15 protein-coding genes and 2 tRNA genes are annotated in these 16,169 nt (G+C 73.7%); 5 read left to right on the top strand and 12 right to left on the bottom strand.

The window, feature by feature from the left end:
- Positions 1 to 57: 57 nt before the first annotated feature.
- From ACTWM8_RS07050 to ACTWM8_RS07040, 3 genes are all read right to left on the bottom strand, one after another.
- A tRNA-Glu gene (locus tag ACTWM8_RS07050) sits at positions 58 to 130 on the bottom strand.
- Positions 131 to 267: 137 nt separating this feature from the next.
- Positions 268 to 339: transfer RNA gene (locus ACTWM8_RS07045), tRNA-Gln, on the bottom strand.
- A 106-nt stretch (positions 340 to 445) separates the two neighbouring features.
- Positions 446 to 1,249 (bottom strand): fumarylacetoacetate hydrolase family protein, encoded by an 804-nt coding sequence (locus ACTWM8_RS07040; protein WP_446213105.1) that lies wholly within the window; start codon positions 1,247 to 1,249, stop codon positions 446 to 448.
- A 166-nt stretch (positions 1,250 to 1,415) separates the two neighbouring features.
- On the opposite strand from ACTWM8_RS07040, the gene ACTWM8_RS07035 reads away from it, so the two are divergent.
- From ACTWM8_RS07035 to ACTWM8_RS07025, 3 genes are all read left to right on the top strand, one after another.
- Positions 1,416 to 2,900: a hypothetical protein gene (locus ACTWM8_RS07035; RefSeq protein ID WP_446213104.1), complete on the top strand. Its 1,485-nt coding sequence runs from the start codon at positions 1,416 to 1,418 to the stop codon at positions 2,898 to 2,900.
- A gap of 34 nt (positions 2,901 to 2,934) precedes the next feature.
- Positions 2,935 to 3,807, top strand: a complete 873-nt coding sequence (locus tag ACTWM8_RS07030; protein ID WP_446213103.1) for a 3-methyladenine DNA glycosylase — start codon at positions 2,935 to 2,937, stop codon at positions 3,805 to 3,807.
- A gap of 101 nt (positions 3,808 to 3,908) precedes the next feature.
- Positions 3,909 to 6,329, top strand: coding sequence for a low temperature requirement protein A (locus ACTWM8_RS07025; RefSeq protein ID WP_446213102.1), 2,421 nt, complete (start codon positions 3,909 to 3,911; stop codon positions 6,327 to 6,329).
- A gap of 63 nt (positions 6,330 to 6,392) precedes the next feature.
- On the opposite strand, the gene ACTWM8_RS07020 is transcribed toward ACTWM8_RS07025, so the two are convergent.
- From ACTWM8_RS07020 to ACTWM8_RS06985, 8 genes are all read right to left on the bottom strand, one after another.
- Positions 6,393 to 6,767 (bottom strand): DUF4180 domain-containing protein, encoded by a 375-nt coding sequence (locus ACTWM8_RS07020; RefSeq protein ID WP_446213101.1) that lies wholly within the window; start codon positions 6,765 to 6,767, stop codon positions 6,393 to 6,395.
- 48 nt (positions 6,768 to 6,815) lie between these two features.
- The gene (gene arfB, locus ACTWM8_RS07015; protein ID WP_446213100.1) at positions 6,816 to 7,241 is read right to left on the bottom strand and encodes an alternative ribosome rescue aminoacyl-tRNA hydrolase ArfB; all 426 of its coding nucleotides are present in this window, start codon (positions 7,239 to 7,241) and stop codon (positions 6,816 to 6,818) included.
- Between the two features lie 9 nt (positions 7,242 to 7,250).
- On the bottom strand, positions 7,251 to 7,559 hold the full coding sequence (locus tag ACTWM8_RS07010; protein WP_446213099.1) for a hypothetical protein: 309 nt from the start codon (positions 7,557 to 7,559) through the stop codon (positions 7,251 to 7,253).
- A gap of 107 nt (positions 7,560 to 7,666) precedes the next feature.
- Complete coding sequence (locus ACTWM8_RS07005) at positions 7,667 to 8,530, bottom strand: S1C family serine protease (protein WP_446213098.1); 864 nt, start codon at positions 8,528 to 8,530, stop codon at positions 7,667 to 7,669.
- Positions 8,531 to 8,561: 31 nt separating this feature from the next.
- Complete coding sequence (locus ACTWM8_RS07000; RefSeq protein ID WP_377611348.1) at positions 8,562 to 9,521, bottom strand: VWA domain-containing protein; 960 nt, start codon at positions 9,519 to 9,521, stop codon at positions 8,562 to 8,564.
- A complete protein-coding gene (locus tag ACTWM8_RS06995; RefSeq protein WP_446213097.1) occupies positions 9,518 to 10,522 on the bottom strand; it encodes a DUF58 domain-containing protein in 1,005 nt (334 codons plus the stop codon). Before ACTWM8_RS06995 ends, ACTWM8_RS07000 begins: the two co-directional genes overlap by 4 nt.
- Positions 10,519 to 11,568, bottom strand: a complete 1,050-nt coding sequence (locus ACTWM8_RS06990; RefSeq protein ID WP_446213096.1) for an AAA family ATPase — start codon at positions 11,566 to 11,568, stop codon at positions 10,519 to 10,521. Before ACTWM8_RS06990 ends, ACTWM8_RS06995 begins: the two co-directional genes overlap by 4 nt.
- A 177-nt stretch (positions 11,569 to 11,745) precedes the next feature.
- The gene (locus ACTWM8_RS06985) at positions 11,746 to 12,276 is read right to left on the bottom strand and encodes a hypothetical protein (RefSeq protein ID WP_446213095.1); all 531 of its coding nucleotides are present in this window, start codon (positions 12,274 to 12,276) and stop codon (positions 11,746 to 11,748) included.
- Positions 12,277 to 12,628: 352 nt separating this feature from the next.
- Here ACTWM8_RS06985 and ACTWM8_RS06980 point away from each other — a divergent pair, with 352 nt between their 5' ends.
- A complete protein-coding gene (locus ACTWM8_RS06980) occupies positions 12,629 to 13,612 on the top strand; it encodes an endonuclease/exonuclease/phosphatase family protein (RefSeq protein ID WP_446213094.1) in 984 nt (327 codons plus the stop codon).
- Positions 13,613 to 13,656: 44 nt separating this feature from the next.
- Here the strand turns inward: ACTWM8_RS06980 and cimA are convergent, their stop codons facing one another.
- A complete protein-coding gene (gene cimA / locus ACTWM8_RS06975; RefSeq protein WP_446213093.1) occupies positions 13,657 to 15,240 on the bottom strand; it encodes a citramalate synthase in 1,584 nt (527 codons plus the stop codon).
- 367 nt (positions 15,241 to 15,607) lie between these two features.
- Here cimA and ACTWM8_RS06970 point away from each other — a divergent pair, with 367 nt between their 5' ends.
- Positions 15,608 to 16,168 carry a peroxiredoxin gene (locus ACTWM8_RS06970; RefSeq protein WP_238450507.1) on the top strand — a complete coding sequence of 187 codons (561 nt, stop codon included), beginning with the start codon at positions 15,608 to 15,610 and terminating at the stop codon, positions 16,166 to 16,168.
- Position 16,169 lies beyond the last annotated feature (1 nt).

The raw sequence follows: 16,169 nt of genomic DNA, 5'->3' as shown, positions 1-16,169 counted from the left end.
GGAGCCGGGAACACGAAACAGCCCGCCCCACCGAGGTGGAACGGGCTGCCAGCACTGTAGCCCCGACCGGATTCGAACCGGCGCTACCGCCTTGAGAGGGCGGCGTCCTGGGCCGCTAGACGACGGGGCCAGAACTTCACCTGCTTCCCCACCCGCGCGGGTGGGGAAGCTGCACTCTATCAGAGATCATCTGCCGTCCCTCGGGAGGGACGGAGCGGAACTCCGCCAGAATCCAGCGTCCGGGATTCTCGCGAATCCGCGGTTGCGCTGGGGTACCAGGACTCGAACCTAGACTAACTGAACCAGAATCAGTCGGGCTGCCAATTACCCCATACCCCATTGGCCCCTTGCGGCGCCGGGAGTGAACTTTACCCTCCCCGCGCCGGCAGGCCAAATCCAACCCCCCGAAACGCCTGTGAGCTGCGAAAACGGGGCGTCGGACGCGTCAGGCGACCGGCACCACCGGATTGGTGAGCTCGCCGATCCCCTCGATCCGCACGGTGACCGTATCCCCCTCCGTGAGCGGGCTAACCCCCGCCGGCGTGCCGGTCAGCACCACGTCGCCGGGCAGCAGCGTCATCACGTGCGAGATGTAGGACACCAGGGCCGGTACGTCGAAGACCATGTCCTTCGTCCGGCCGAGCTGGCGTACCTCCATCTCGTCCGAGTTACGACCCACTTCGCACCGGATCTCCAGGTCGGAGACGTCCAGTCCGGTGGTGATCCAGGGGCCGATGGGGCAGAACGAGTCGAAGCCCTTGGCCCGGGTCCACTGCCCGTCCGAGCGCTGGAGGTCCCGCGCCGTCACGTCGTTGGCGCAGGTGTAGCCGAAGATGGCCTTCGCCGCGGCGGCCCGGTCGGCGCGGCGGGCGCCCGGGGCGCCGATCACCACGGCCAGCTCCGCCTCGTGCTCGACCTGCTTGGAGAAGATGGGCAGCCGGATGGCGTCCCGCGGGCCGATCACCGACGTGGACGGCTTCAGGAAGAGCAGCGGCTCCTTCGGCACCTCGCTGCCGTGCTCGGCGGCGTGCTCGGCGTAGTTGCGACCGACACAGACCACCTTGCTGGGCAGGATCGGCGAGAGCAGTCGGACGTCGGAGAGCGCCCAGCGGGCGCCGGAGAAGGTGACCTGACCGAACGGGTGGCCCTCGATCTCGGCGATGGTCAGGCCCTCCGGGCCCACCCCCGGCTCGCCCTCGACGACCCCGAACGACATTCCCTTGGCATGAGCAAAACGAGCGATACGCACCTGGCCAATCTAGCTCCCGCCCACGTGGTGGCACCCCGTCGACGCCGGAGGCCGCGGCGGCATCGGCGCAGGGTAGGCGATCGGCCGGCGATCGGGGCGGGCTTCGGCACTTCGTACCCGGGCGGAGTGTCCGCGCCCCTACCGTCGGCTCCGGAGGTTCGTTCGTATGCCTGCATCGAGACGACACCACAGGGCCCTCGCCGTGTTTGTGAACGGCCTGGGCATCCTCGCCGCCGTGCCGGCGCTGCCGACGGCGACGCCCACGACCAGGGCCGAAGCGGCACCGGCGGTCACCACGCCGGCCAGCCCGCCGGCCACGGCCACGGCCACGCCCACCGGCCCGGCCGCCACACCCCTGCCCACGGGGCCGGCGACGCCGATGGCCACCCCTCAGCCGGCGGGGCACCCGCCGCCGGCGGCGCCCGGGGCGGCGGCGACCGGAGCCGTGATCCCGGTGCCCCCGGGGATGCCGGCGCCGGGGATGGCCACCACCGCCAATCCGGGTTCACCCCGACCGGCCCAGCCGGTCACCGTGACGGTGGCACCGGCCGGGACGCCGGTGCCGGGCTACCGGATCCAACTGCGCAACGACAGCGTCTTCCCGCTCGACACCACGGTGCGGCAGGAGCTGCCCGCCGGCGCGTCGCCGACCGCGGTCAGTGCGGGCGGTCGGGCCATCCGGTCCGCCGGGAACGGCACGGCGGAGGTGACCTGGCGGCTCCGGCTGCCCGCCCGCAGCACGACGACGCTGGACACCGCCCTGGCGGCGACCCCGCCGGGCACCGCGGTGACCGCGCCGGCCTGCGCGTTCACCAGCGACGGCAACCGGCCGTACGACTGCGCGACCGCGACCTGGCAGGCCGCGGCGCCACCGACGACCCGGGTGGAGGAGGCGGCCCCGGCCTGGCGGCGGCCGCCGATCCTGGCGGCGGCGCTGGCCGCGCTGCTGGTGATCGCCGGCGGCGGCCTCTGGTGGGGGCAGCGGGCCCGGCGGCGGCGCAGCGGCGTCGAGCCGACCGGCGCGGCCCCGGCGGTCGTCGGCAATCCCACGTACGCGGGCGGCGCCGCCGCGCCCGGCGGTGGCACCGTCTACCCGCGCCCGGCCGCCCCGGGCGGGTCGGGGCGACGGCGGAAGCCACCGGTCTGGATGATCGTCGGCGTGGCCGCGGCGATCCTGGCCGGGGTGGTCTTCGCCGCCGCGTGGACGGCCACCCAGCGGGTCGCCGCGATCGACACCACCAAGCAGCCGACCAGCGGCGCCTGGATGGGTCGCGGCGCCACCGGCAGCGTCGGCGTGCCGCTGCGTGAGAACGCGTTCGAGTTCACCGTCTACCGGGTGGCCTGCGAGACGGCCGGCGGGACGGGCCGCCGGTGCAACGCGACCGTCGGGGTGCGCAACCTCACGCCCGAGCAGCAGGTGTGGCACGGCCAACTCCAGCGCGCCTACCTGCCCGGAGGCAACTGGGTCAGCACCGACGAGCCGGCCACCCGGCTGGCGAACCTGGGCCGGGACGTCTTCGCCCAGCCGGTCGCGGCCGGCAACCGGGTGGTGCTGCCGCTGGTGTTCACGGTCAACGGGGCGCAGAAGCCGAAGCAGCTGGAGCTGCGCAGCGGGGTCTTCTCCGCCGGGATCCGGGTGGACGTGCCCTGACCGGCGGCCGGGCGGCGGTCGTACCCTTGGGTCCGTGACCGCCGCCCTCGCACCCGCCGCCCTCGACGCGGCCGAGTGGCAGGCCCGCCGGGCCGCGCACGTCGCCCGGGTCGACGCGTGGCTGGCGCCGCACCTGGCCCGCCGCCGCAGCGGCGGCCGGCACCCGGTCGAGGACTTCCTCTTCACCTACTACTCGCACCGGCCGGCCCAGCTGCGCCGCTGGCACCCTGGCGCGGGGGTGCTGCTGCGCGACGCGGGGCCGGCCGAGTTCGGCCCGGACTACCGCGCCGACGCCGCCGGGGTCACCCTCGACACCGATCGGGTACGCGCCCGGCGCGCCGAGTCGATCGCCTGGATCCGCGACCTGCTGGCCGCGACCGCCGGCCGGCCGGCGCATCTCGGCTGCTTCGGCATGCACGAGTGGGCGATGGTCTACCGGCAGACCCAGGAGGAGGTCCGGCACAACTCCTGGCCGCTGCGGCTGAGTCCGGAGCGCACCGCCGCGGTGGTCGAGGAGCGGGGCGTACGGTGCAGCCACTTCGACGCGTACCGGTTCTTCACCGCGCCGGCCCGGCCGCTGAACCTGCTCAGCCCGACCCGGGAGAGCCAGCACGCGCTGGAGCAGCCCGGCTGCCTGCACGCCAACATGGACCTCTACAAGTGGTCGTACAAGCTCTCGCCGCTGGTCGCCTCCGAACTGGTGGCGGACTGCTTCGCGCTGGCCAGGGAGATCCGAACGCTGGACATGCGGGCCAGCCCGTACGACCTGGCCGCGCTCGGCTATCCGCCGGTGCGGGTGGAGACCCCGGAGGGCCGGGCCGAGTACGCCGCCGCCCAGCGCGGCTTCGCCGAGCGGGCCGCCGTGCTGCGCTCCCGTCTGCTGACCGCCCTCGACGCCGTCGCCTGACCGCCTCCGGTCCGCCCGCTGCGCGGGATCGCCACGACCAGATCGGGCCACCGGCCGGCGGATCGGCCGCACGGACCGTCACCGGTTGACACAGTGATGGGGTGGGCGGCTTCGGGCGGATCGAGCTCGCGGGCGAGGGTCACGGCGTCAGCCGCTTGGAGCTCTTCGTCGACCTGGTCTTCGTGTACGCCTTCCTGAACGTCACCGGGGTCATCTCCGAGCAGTTCAACCCCGCCGGCGTGCCCCGTGGCCTGCTCATCCTGGTGCTGCTCTGGTGGTGCTGGGCCCGGTACGCCTGGCTCGGCAGCACGGTCCGGCTGGACCGCGGTTTCGTGCCGGGGTTGATCTTCGGGGTCAGCGCGACCCTGCTGGTGATGAGCCTGACCGTGCGGGAGGCGTTCGGCGACCAGCCGGGCGGCCTGTCCGGGCCGCTCGTCTTCGCCGTCGGCTACGCCCTGGTGCAGGGCGGCGGCCTGGCGCTGGGCAGTTGGGCCCGCTGGTCCGACCCGGGGTCGCGGCAGCAGTTCCGTCGGGTCTGGCTGCCCGCCGGCGCCGGGATCGTGCTGCTGCTGGCCGCGGCCCTGGTGCCGACCGGCACGGCCGACGACACCGCCCGGGAGTGGATCCGATTCGCGCTGGTGGGGGCCGCCGTCCTGGTCGAGTACGTCGGCTTCGCGCTGGTCGGCGTGGGCAGCTGGCGGATCCGTTCGATCACCTACTGGGCCGAGCGGCACGGCCTGATCATCCTCATCGCATTCGGCGAGACCATCCTGTCGGTGGGCCTGAGCCAGGGCGCCGCCATCGCCCAACCGCTCACCTGGCCGGTGATCGCCGGCGTGCTGCTGAGCGTGATGCTGGTCGGCACCCTGTGGTGGACCTACTTCGACGTGGCCCGGTTCGCCGCCGAACAGGCACTGCACGACGTCACGGGCCCCCGGCGGACCCGGCTCGCCCGGGACGCGTACAGCTATCTGCACCTGCCGATGGTCGGCGGCCTGATCCTGGTGTCGCTCGGCCTGAAGTACGTGCTGGGCGAGCTGCGGGTGCCGTCGGACAAGTCGCCGATTCTCGGGCTGGCCGCCCTCTACGGGGGCGTGCTCCTCTACCTGGCCGGGCTGATCGCGTTCGAGCTGCGTACCCTGCGCCTGCTCGGCCGGTCCCCGATCCTCGGCGTCGCGCTGGTGGTGGCCGCCGCGCCCCTGGCGGCCGGCGCCCCGGTGCTGGCCAAGCTGGCGCTGGTCGCCGCCGCGACCGCGGCGATGGCGCTCAGCGACGTGACGGTCTTCCGGCACAAGCACCGGCGCCTGCACGCGGCGCTGGGGCCGGCCGGCCGGGAACCGCCGGGGGTCACCCCGAAGGAGCTCTTCTTCGACCTCGTCTTCGTGTACGCGTTCCTCCAGGTGGCCGCCGTGATGGCGGAGGACCCGACGTGGCGGGGACTGCTGCACGGGCTGCTGGTGCTCATCGTGCTGTGGTGGGCCTGGGCGGCGTACGCCTGGCTGTCCAACACGGTGCGGGCCGAGACCCCCGCCGTGCGGGGAGTGATGCTGCTGGCCGTCGCGGTGACCGCGGTCATCACGATCGCGATTCCGCAGGCGTTCAACGACGCGGTCGGCGGTCTCTCCGGCCCGGTGCTCTTCGTCGGCTGCTACACGGTGATCCGGCTGTTGCACCTCGGGTCGTTCTGGGCGGTCACCCGCGCCGAACCGGCGCTGCGCGGCCGGGTGCTGCCGATGGCCGTGCCGACCCTCACCGCGCTGGCCCTCCTGATCGCCGCCGCGCTGATCCCCGAGCCGGTCGGGGACGTCCGGCTGCTCAGCCCCGTCCGCGCGGGCCTCTGGCTGCTCGCCATCGCGATCGACCTGTCCGCCGGGGTGGCGCTGCTCCCCCCGCCCTGGCGGATCCCGTCCGCGTCACACTGCGCGGACCGGTACAGCCTGATCGTCATCATCGCGCTCGGCGAGGCGGTCATCTCGATGGGCGCGGCGGTGATGTACACGCCGATCTCGCTGCGCATCGTGGTGGCCACGGCGCTCGGCACCGCGCTGCTGGCCGCGCTCTGGTGGTGGTACTTCAACGTCGACTCGACGGCCGGGGAGCACGCCCTCGAGCGGGCCGACGGAGCGCGGCGGACGACACTGGCCCGGATCGGCTACGGCTACCTGCACCTGCCGATGATCACCGGCATCGTGCTGGTCTCCCTCGGGCTGCGCACGACCATGTCGGTGCTGGGCACCCACGGCCTGCTGACGGCCACCCCGCCCCTGCGGTGGCCCGCGCACCTCGCCCTCTTCGGCGGCGTGGTGCTCTTCCTCCTGGCCGACCAGCTCTTCTGGTGGCGGCTCACCGGTGGACTGCGGCGGATCCGGGCGGCCGCCACCCTGGTGCTGCTGGCGCTGATCCCGCTGACCGCCGGGGTCGGGCCGCTGCTCGCCCTGGCGCTGCTGGTGGCGGCCTGCCTGGCCCTGATCGTGGCGGAGACGCTCGGCGCCGCCCCGATGCGGGAGGCCGTGCGGCAGTGACCCGCCGGCACCGGCCGGGCGCGGCTCAACGCCCTCCCGCCATTCAGTCGGGCGCCGGCCGGTTCACGCCGCCGGGCGCAGCCGATCCTCCAGCTCCGCCATCGTCTCGACGAACCAGAGCTGGCGACCGCGGTTGGACTCGGTGACGAAGTCCCGCAGGGCGGTGCTGCGCGCGACGTGCGCGGAGATGTCGCCGACCACCACCACCGGCAGCCGGTAGTTGACGAACTTCTGCACCAGCTCACCGGCCACCCCGGTGCGCAGCGTGAAGAACTCGTCGGCGAGCCGCCGTACCGGCAGCACCACCAGCTCCGCCCCGTGGCCGAGCGCCTCGCCGATCACGTCCAGCGCGTCGCCGCCCCCGCACAGCCGGGGTCCGTCGGGGGCGCAGGCGAGCAGCGAACGACCGTGCAGCGTGACGAGGGTGTCGGTGGACATGCTGGCAGCCTAGGCACCGCTCCCGCGCGAGCACACCGGATTTCCCGCTCAGTCGCCGTCGACCCGGCGGTCCCGCTTGCGTTGCGACTGGCGCTTCTTCTCCGCCAGCCGGCGTTCCTTGGCACCGCGCGACGGGCGGGTCGGCCGTCGGGGCGGTGGCGGCGGCGCGACGGCCTCGCGCAGCAGCGCGATCAGCCGCTCCCGGGCCGCCTCCCGGTTGGCGAGCTGGGCGCGGTGCTCGCTGGCGGCGATGGTCACCACCCCGTCGACCAGGCGGCCGGCCAGCCGTTCCAGCGCCCGCGCCCGCAGCGCCGGCGGCAGGCTGGGCGAGGCGGCCAGGTCGAAGCTCAGCTCCACCCGGGAGTCGGCGGTGTTGACCCCCTGCCCGCCCGGCCCGGACGAGCGGGAGAACCGTTCCCGCAGTTCGGCGGCGGGCACGCTCCACCGGTCGGTCACCCGCAGTCCGTCGTCCACGCCCCGAGGCTAGCGCCCCTTCGGGGCACCGTGGGTGGCGGACGAGCTCGGCGACGGGCTGGGCGCCGGATCCGCCCGCTCGTGGTCAGAGCCGACGGCGGCGTACGCGACCGCCCCGACGAGCAGCAGCGCGATGACGCCGACCTTGGTGGTGACGGCCCGGACCAGCAGCCACGCTGTCTTCCGGGCGCCCGGCACCGCGTTCTTGGCGGCCTTGTAGTCGGTCCAGCCGCGCTTGGCCCGGGCGTACTGCACGCCCACGCCCCATCCGATGAAGAGTCCCACCGCCAGCAGGACCGCTATGAGAGGAAGCTCCACCCACGCCAGTATCCATACTCAGCGTGATATTTCTATGGCCCGATGGTTCCTCGCCAGGAATCCGACAGTTTTACCGTTACGACCGCCGCGTCCCGGGCACGCCCGACTCAGCCGCCTTTGCCGATGATGGTGTCGGCGGTCTGCTGCACCTGCTCGATCGGGATGGCGAACCCGATGCCGATCGAGCCGTTGCCGTCGATGGTGGCGATCGCGGTGTTCACCCCGACCACCTCACCCCGGGCGTTGACCAGCGGCCCTCCCGAGTTGCCCGGGTTGATCGAGGCGTCGGTCTGCACCGCGCTGCGCCGGGTGGTGCCGAGGCGTACCTGGCGGTCGAGGGCGCTGACGATGCCGGCGGTGACCGTTCCGGCCAGGCCGAGCGGCGAACCGACCGCCAGTACCGGCTCACCGACCTTGGTGGAGCGCGGCTTGGCCAGCGGCAGCGGCGCCAGCCCGGCCACCGCCGGCACCCGGAGCACCGCCAGGTCGCTGCCCGGCTCCCGGCCGACCACCTCGGCGGCGTAGCGCCGGCCGTCGGAGAGCTCCACGGTCACCTCGCCGCCACCGCCCTTGGCCAGGATGTGGTCGTTGGTGATGATGTGCTGCTGGTTGTCGATGGCGAACCCGGAGCCGGACGCCGAACTGGCGGCGCCGCCGCCGACCATCACCGACACCACGCCCGGCACGGTCTTCTGCGCCGCGGTCACCAGCTCGGCCGGCACCGGCGCGGCGGACGCCGCCGAGGGCCCCGCGCCGCCGTCCCGGCCGGCCACCCAGCCACCGGCCGCCGCGCCGGAGACGGTGGAGAGCGCGACCACCGCCGCCGCCGTCAGCAGCCGACCGCGCCAGCGGCGCCGCGACGGGTCCTCCCCCGCCCCCGGTACGTCCCACCGGGGCCGCCCGTCCGGCCCCAGCTCGGGCGAGACGAACCACGGTCCCCGGGGCTCGCCCAGTCCGGTCTGCACTGCCATGCGTGCGCTCCTCACTGTCGCTTCGGCGGGCTCAGGGCAGGCGGGAGAACCACCGCATCGATCCGGCCGCGGCACCCATCGCGAACACCAGCCCGAGGCCGATGAAGCGGGCGGAGATGTCCTGGCGTTCGGTGCGGTAGCCGACCGACGAGCCGATGTCCTCGTAGACGTCGCGCAGTTCCTCGCTGCTGCCGGCGGCGTGGAAGCCACCTCCGGTGTCCTCGGCCACCGCCTTGAGGGTCTGCCCGTCGACCGGCACCTGGATCGGTCGGCCGCCCCGGTCGACGAACCCGCCCGGGGTGCCGAAGGAGATGGTGTGGACCGGCACCTTGGCCGCCACGGCCGCCGCGGCGGCCTCCATCGGGTCCATGCCCGAGGTGTTCGCCCCGTCGGAGAGCAGGATGACCCGGGCCGGCGGTGGCTGCTTCGCCGCCGTCGCGTCCAGGCTCTTGACCGCGCCGAGCGAGGCGCTGATCGCCTCGCCGATCGCGGTGCCCTGCACCCCGGTGATGCCCTCGGCGAGCCGGTCGATCCCCTCGTGCAACGCCTCCCGGTCGGTGCCGGGCGGCACCACCACCGCCGCGCTGCCGGCGAACGCGACCAGCCCGACGTTGAACTCGTCGGGCAGGCCGTCGACGAACCGCCGGGCCGCGTGCTTGGCGGCGGCGAGCCGGTCCGGTTCCACGTCGGTGGCGAGCATCGAGGTGGAGACGTCGACGGCGACCATGACGGTGGCCCGTTCGCGGGGCACCCGCACCTCGGCCGTCGGCCGGGCGAAGCCCACCACCAGCAGCGCCAGCATGGCCAGGAAGAGACCGGCCGGCACGTGCCGCCGCCAGGCGGGCCGGGTCGGCGCGACCCGGTCGAGCAGCCGGAGGTTGGTGAAGCGCACCGCGTACCGGCTGCGTCGGCGCTGGGCGAGCAGGTAGCCGCCGGCCAGCGCGAACACGCCGAGCAGCAGCAGGAGCCGGGCGGGCGACTGCCAGGTCACGCGACACCTCCCCGCCTGGCGGCCGGCGCGGCGGCCAGGCGGCGCTGCGCGTGCACGTGCCGTACCACGTCGGCGGTCCAGTCCCGGTCGGTGCGCAGCGGCAGGTGGGTGGCGCCGGACCGGCGCAGCGCCCGGCGTACCTGCTCGCGCTGGGCGGCCGCCGCGGTGGCGTAGCGCCGGCGCAGCGCCTCGTCGCCGGTCCAGACCTCCCGCCGCCGGCCGGTCTCCGGGCACGCGAGCGTGATCAGGCCGACGTCGGGCAGTTCCAGCTCGCGCGGGTCGGTGATCTCGACCGCGAGCACCTGGTGCCGGGCGGCGAGGCGGCGCAGCGCCGGCTCCCATCCGGTGGGCTCGTCGTGGTCCTCCGGCAGGCCGTCGAGGAAGTCGGAGACCACCACGACCAGGCCGCGCCGGGTGGCGACCCGCTGCACGGCCGCGAGTGCCTCCGCCAGGTCGGGTGGGTCGGGCGGTTCCGTCCGCTCGTCGTGGTCACCGGTACGCGGCGCGGCCAGCAGCGTGCGGAGCACGCCCAGCAGATGGGTACGGCCGCTGCGGGCCGGGAAGCGGCGCAGCCCGGTCGGGGTGAGCAGCTGCGCGCCGAGCCGGTTGCCGGTGCCGGCGGTGAGGAAGCCGATCGCCGCGACGGCGGCCACCGACAGCTCCCGCTTGTCCAGTTCGGCGGTGCCGAACTCCATGCTGGGGCTGGCGTCCACCAGCAGCCAGGTGCTCAGTTCCCGGTCGGCGTCGACCTCGCGGACGTGCGGCACGGTGGTGCGGGCGGTCACCGCCCAGTCCATCCGGCGCACCTCGTCCTCGCCGGGGCGGTACTCCCGGCTGCCGGCGATCTCGCTGCCCGGCCCCGGCAGCAGACCCCGGTGCTGGCCCTGGAGCAGCCCGTCCAGCCGACGGGTGACGGTCAGTTCCAACCGGCGCAGCCGCTGATCGCCGGCGAGGTCGGCCAGGCCCGGTCCGGCGGGCGCCGGCGCGGTGCGGCGCCTCATGCGGCAGCCAGGTCGGCGACGTGCTCGGGCTGCCCGGTGGCCAGCACGGGCGGGGGCACCGCCTGCACCAGCCGGTGCACCAGCGACTCGGGCGAGACCCCGTCGGCGACCGCGTCGAAGGAGAGCACCAGCCGGTGGGCCAGCACGTCCACGGCGAGATCGCGGACGTCCTCCGGCAGCACGTAGTCCCGGCCCCGCAGCAGCGCCTGGGCGCGGGCCGCGGCGACCAGGCCGAGGGTGGCCCGGGGGCTCGCCCCGTACGCCAGCATCGGGGCGATCTCCGGCAGCCCGAAGCGGCCCGGGTCGCGGGTGGCGAGGATGAGGCGGACGACGTACTCGGCGAGCGCGTGGTGCACGAAGATGTGCTCGGCGCGCTGTTGCAGCCCGCGCAGCCGGCCCGGGTCGAGCACCCGGTGGGCGCGGGGCCGGTCGGTGCTCATCCGGTAGAGGATGGCCAGCTCGTCGGCGTCGCTCGGGTAGCCCACGACGATCTTCATGAGGAACCGGTCGCGCTGCGCCTCGGGGAGCTGGTAGACCCCCTCGGACTCGATCGGGTTCTGGGTCGCGAGCACCAGGAACGGCTCCGGCACCGGCCAGCTCCGGCCACCGATGGAGACCTGGCGCTCGGCCATCGCCTCCAGCAGGGCGGACTGCACCTTGGCCGGGGCCCGGTTGATCTCGTCGGCCAGCACCAGGTTGGCCATGATCGGGCCCAGCTCGACGTCGAAGCTCTCCTTCGACGCCCGGTAGATGCGGGTGCCGACGATGTCGGAGGGGACCAGGTCGGGGGTGAACTGGATCCGGGAGAAGGTGCCGCCGACGACGGTGGCGAGGGTCTGCGCGGCGAGGGTCTTCGCCACGCCGGGTACGCCCTCCAGCAGGCAGTGACCGTCGGCGATCAGTGCGGTGAGCAGGCGCTCGACGAGCCGATCCTGCCCGACGATCACGCGCCTGACCTCGAAGAGGATCTGTTCCAGCTCGGTGGCCGCCGCGTCAGGATCGGCCGGGCTGGGCAGGCTGGCCAGGGTGTCCGAGATGTCCGTCACGGTGCTTGCTTCCCGGGGTACCGGGCGGGCAAACGTCGGAATATCACCCCCTGGCAGGCCCTTTCCTACCCGCAGCGGGACGAGCCGCCCGTTACCTCGCTAGCGGGCGACGACGGCGCGTTCCACACCAGACGGTGCCGACCCCCACGTGAGGGCCGGCACCGTGGCGGGCGGCGCTCAGTTGGCGACGACCAGGTGGAACGGGCGGTCGGCCGCCGAGCCCCCGGAGGTCCGGGTCTGGACGAAGACCGCGTTGGGCGTCAGGTAGCGCGGCGCGACAGCAACCTCGCCACCGGGTGGGACGTTGGCCGGGTCGTTCGTGCCGATGGTCGCCGAGTGCGCCTTCAGCACGACGTTGTAGTCGAGCAGCACCTGGTACTGGCCCGGGCCGTACTTGGTGGTGGAGACGACGTTGGCGGAGTGGTGGAGCAGCGTCCCGTTGGCGGCGACGACGGCGAAGGCGACCGCACCGGCTCCCGGCGGGGCGGCCAGGGTGGTGCCCTGCTGCAGCGCCGCCTTGGCCGCACGCGCGTCGGCGGCCGAGACCGGCGGCTGGGTGTTGCCGCCGGGCTGCCGGACGCCGGGCTGGCCGACCTCGGCCGGGGCCTTGGTCGTCGGCTGGGCGGCGGCGATTCCCCCGCCGGCCAGGGTGAGCGCCAGGACGCCGACCGCCACCGGCGCCGCTTTGCGCCTGAAAAATGTGGTCATGACAGGTCTCCCCTTTTTCTGACCGTGGTGATACGGCCGACCCGCATTTGAGGCGGGCCCATTGATTGTTGCGGACGAGCCGGGTTGACGAAAGCAATACACTTTCGACCGCACCTGAAACGTTGACACTTCAACGGTTCTTACCCGGCTTGAGCTGGGATTACTACGCTGTGTTGTGGCGCGCCACAACCAGGAGGAAGGTAGCACCGGAAAAAGCCGAGCGTCAATAGTCGATCAAGGCGCTCCGCATTCCCTCCGGATGGTTTCCTTAATTGCGAGAGGCGAGGGCTGCACCATTCATGAAACGATTGGAGGGGCATGCGGCGCGAGCGCGAGCGCTAGTCTGACGTTCATGATCACCACGGAGCTGCCAGCCCGAACCCGGCCGCCGCTACGCGCCCTGCTCTGCTGGCTGGCGGTCGTGCCCGGTGCCGCCTGGGCGCTGGTCCGCCTCGCCGGGCTGGAGCGCGGGCCGCTGGTGCAGGCGGTCGCCTTCACCCCGTACGTCGCGGCCTGGAGCCTGGTCCCGCTGGTGCTGGCGCTCGCCCTGCGGCGCCGCGGGCCGGCGGTGGCCGCGGCGGTGGTGGCGCTGGCGCTGCTCGGCGCGGTGGTCCCCCGGGCGGTCGCCGCCGACCAGCCGGCGGCCGGCGGGCCGGTGCTGCGGGTGCTCACCGCCAACCTGCTCAAGGGCGGTGCCGACGCCCGGACGGTGGTGGACCTGGTGCGCCGGCACCGGGTGGACCTGCTGGCCGTGCAGGAGTTCACCCCCGAGGCCCGCGCCGCGCTCGACCGGCAGGGCCTGGCCGGGCTGCTGCCCCACCGGCAGCTCAACCCGGAGGTGGGCACCACCGGCTCCGCCCTCTACTCGCGGCTCCCGCTCGCCGAGGGTGGCTTCCGGCGCAACGCCGGCTTCCAGTTCAGCCAGGCGTACGCCGTCGTGGCGGTGCCGGGGGCGCCCCCGGTGCGGGTCGAGTCGGCGCACCCGGCCGCGCCCTACGCGGTCGGCGTGGTCGACGAGTGGTTCACCGACCTGCGGGCGCAGCCCCCGGCCACCCCGGACGGGCCGCTGCGCATCCTCGCCGGCGACTTCAACGCCACCCTCGACCACGCCCCGCTGCGCGCGCTGCTGGCCACCGGGTACGTCGACGCGGCCGACGCCGCCGGAGCGGGGTTCGCCGGCACCTGGGGCCCGTACGACGGCGACCTCATCCCACCGGTCACCATCGACCACGTGCTGGTCGACCGGCGGATCGCCGTCCGGTCCGTCGCCGTGCACCCGGTGCCCGGCAGCGACCACCGCGCGGTGCTGGCCGAGCTGCGCCTGCCGACGGCGTGACCCCGGCGGGCACCGACCCCGGCCCGACCGCGCCGACGGGCGGGTCAGACCCGGGCGCGGTCCAGGCCGTAGGTGAGCGCGTCGACCAGGGCGTGCCAGCTCGCCTCGACCACGTTGGGGTGCACGCCGACGGTGGTCCAGTCGCGGCCGCGGCCGTCGGCGGTCTCCACCAGCACCCGGGTCACCGCGCCGGTGCCGTGGCTGCCCTCCAGGATGCGCACCTTGTAGTCGGCCAGCTCGAAGTCACGCAGCTCCGGGTAGTGCCGGGACAGGCCGACCCGCAGCGCCTCGTCGAGGGCGTTGATCGGGCCGTTCCCCTCGGCGGTGGCGATCACCCGCTCGCCGCGTACCCGGATCTTCACGGTCGCCTCGGAGACCACCGCGCCGTCCTCGCGGTGCTCGACCAGCACCCGGTAGGACTCCAGCGCGAACGGCCGGGGCGGCGCGGCGTCCGGCAACTCCGAGCGGACCAGCAGCTCGAACGAGGCGTCGGCCGCCTCGAACGACCAGCCGCCCGCCTCCAGCTCCTTGACCCGGCTGGTGACCTTCGACAGCGCCTCCGGATGGCCGGCCAGGTCCAGGCCCAGCTCGCGGCTCTTGAGCTCGACGCTGGCCCGGCCGGCCATCTCGGTCACCAGGATCCGCATGTCGTTGCCCACCACCGACGGGTCCACGTGGTTGTAGAGCAACGGGTCGACCTTGATCGCGCTCGCGTGCAGCCCGGCCTTGTGGGCGAAGGCGGCGGCCCCGGCGTACGCCTGGTGGGTGTCGGGGGCGATGTTGGCGATCTCGGCGATGGCGTGCGCGACCCGCACCATCTGCTCCAGGCAGCCCTCGGGTAGGACGGGCAGCCCGAGCTTGAGCTGGAGGTTGGCGACGACCGCGAAGATGTCGGCGTTGCCGGGGCGTTCGCCGTACCCGTTGGCGGTGCCCTGGACGTGGCGGACCCCGGCCTCGACGGCGGCGACGGTGTTGGCCACCGCGCAGGCGGTGTCGTTCTGGGCGTGCATGCCGAACAGCTCCGGGGCGATGCCGGTGCGCGCGGTCAGGTCGGCGATCGCGGCCGTCACCATGGACGGCAGCATCCCGCCGTTGGTGTCGCAGAGCACGAACCGCTCGGCGCCGGCGGCGAGCGCCGTCTCCACCACCGCGGTGCCGTACGCCGGGTCGTGCCGGTAGCCGTCGAAGAAGTGCTCGCCGTCGACGAAGACCCGGCGACCCTCGGCGACCAGGTGGGCGACGGTGTCGCGGATCATCGCCAGGTTCTCCGGGCCGGTGGTGCGCAGCGCCCGCTCGACGTGGCGGAGGTCGGCCTTGGCGACCAGGGCGACCGCCGGGGTCTCGGCGTCGAGCAGCCCGCGCACCTGCGGGTCGGCCGCCACCGGCACCCCGGCCCGGCGGGTGGCGCCGAAGGCGACCAGGACGGCGTGCCGCAGGTCCAGCTCGGTCCGCGCCCGGCGGAAGAACTCGGTGTCCTTCGGCACCGCGCCCGGCCACCCGCCCTCGATGAAGCCCACCCCGAACTCGTCGAGCAGCCGCGCCACGGCCAGCTTGTCGACCACCGAGTAGCTGAGCCCCTCACGCTGGGCACCGTCGCGCAGCGTCGTGTCGTACACCTGGAACGTCATGGGAGTGCCTTCCTCACGGACCTCGGGCGGGGGAGCAACAAAAAGACCCCCCGCGGATGCGGGAGGTCTGCGCGCTCGGCGGAGGGGAAGCCGGCGCGCTAGCTGTCAATAATCAGGACGGTGCTGGTCACGATCGCCACTCTGCCACCCCACCCCCGGTTTTGGGAGGCACAATCCACATCTCGGGACGGTGACTCAGGGTGGCCGATGGCTGATCAATCACCACGATCGGGGCGGAACCCGCCGCTCGTGATTGACTTCACAAGTCACCCGGCCGCCACCAGGCGCGAACGACGCTGCGGAAGTATCTGGAACCGATCCAGTTACCGGCCTCGCGCCGTTGACAACCGCTTGCCAAGGAGGACCCGTGCTCACTGTCGGTGACCGCTTCCCTGAGTACGAACTCACCGCCTGCGTCTCGCTGGACGCCGACAAGGCGTTCGAGACCATCAACCACAAGTCCTACGAGGGCAAGTGGCGGGTGGTCTTCTTCTGGCCGAAGGACTTCACCTTCATCTGCCCGACGGAGATCGCCGAGTTCGGCCGCCTCAACGGCGAGTTCGCCGACCGCGACGCCCAGGTGCTCGGCGTCTCGGTGGACAACGAGTTCGTCCACTACGCCTGGCGCAAGGACCACCCGGACCTGCGCGAGCTGCCCTTCCCGATGCTCAGCGACATCAAGCGCGAGCTGACCGCCGACTGCGGCGTGCTCGGCGAGGACGGCGTGGCGCAGCGGGCCACCTTCATCGTCGACCCGGACAACGAGATCCAGTTCGCCATGGTCACCGCCGGCTCGGTCGGCCGCAACGTCTCCGAGGTGCTGCGGGTGCTCGACGCCCTGCAGACCGACGAGCTCTGCCCGTGCAACTGGAACAAGGGCGGCGAGACCCTGGACGCCAACGCGCTGCTCGCCGGCGCCGGTGCCTGAG

This window comes from Micromonospora sp. IBSANI012 (assembly GCF_052814045.1).
Note: the sequence above shows the minus strand (reverse complement) of the source record. Positions and strands in the feature narration are given on the sequence as shown.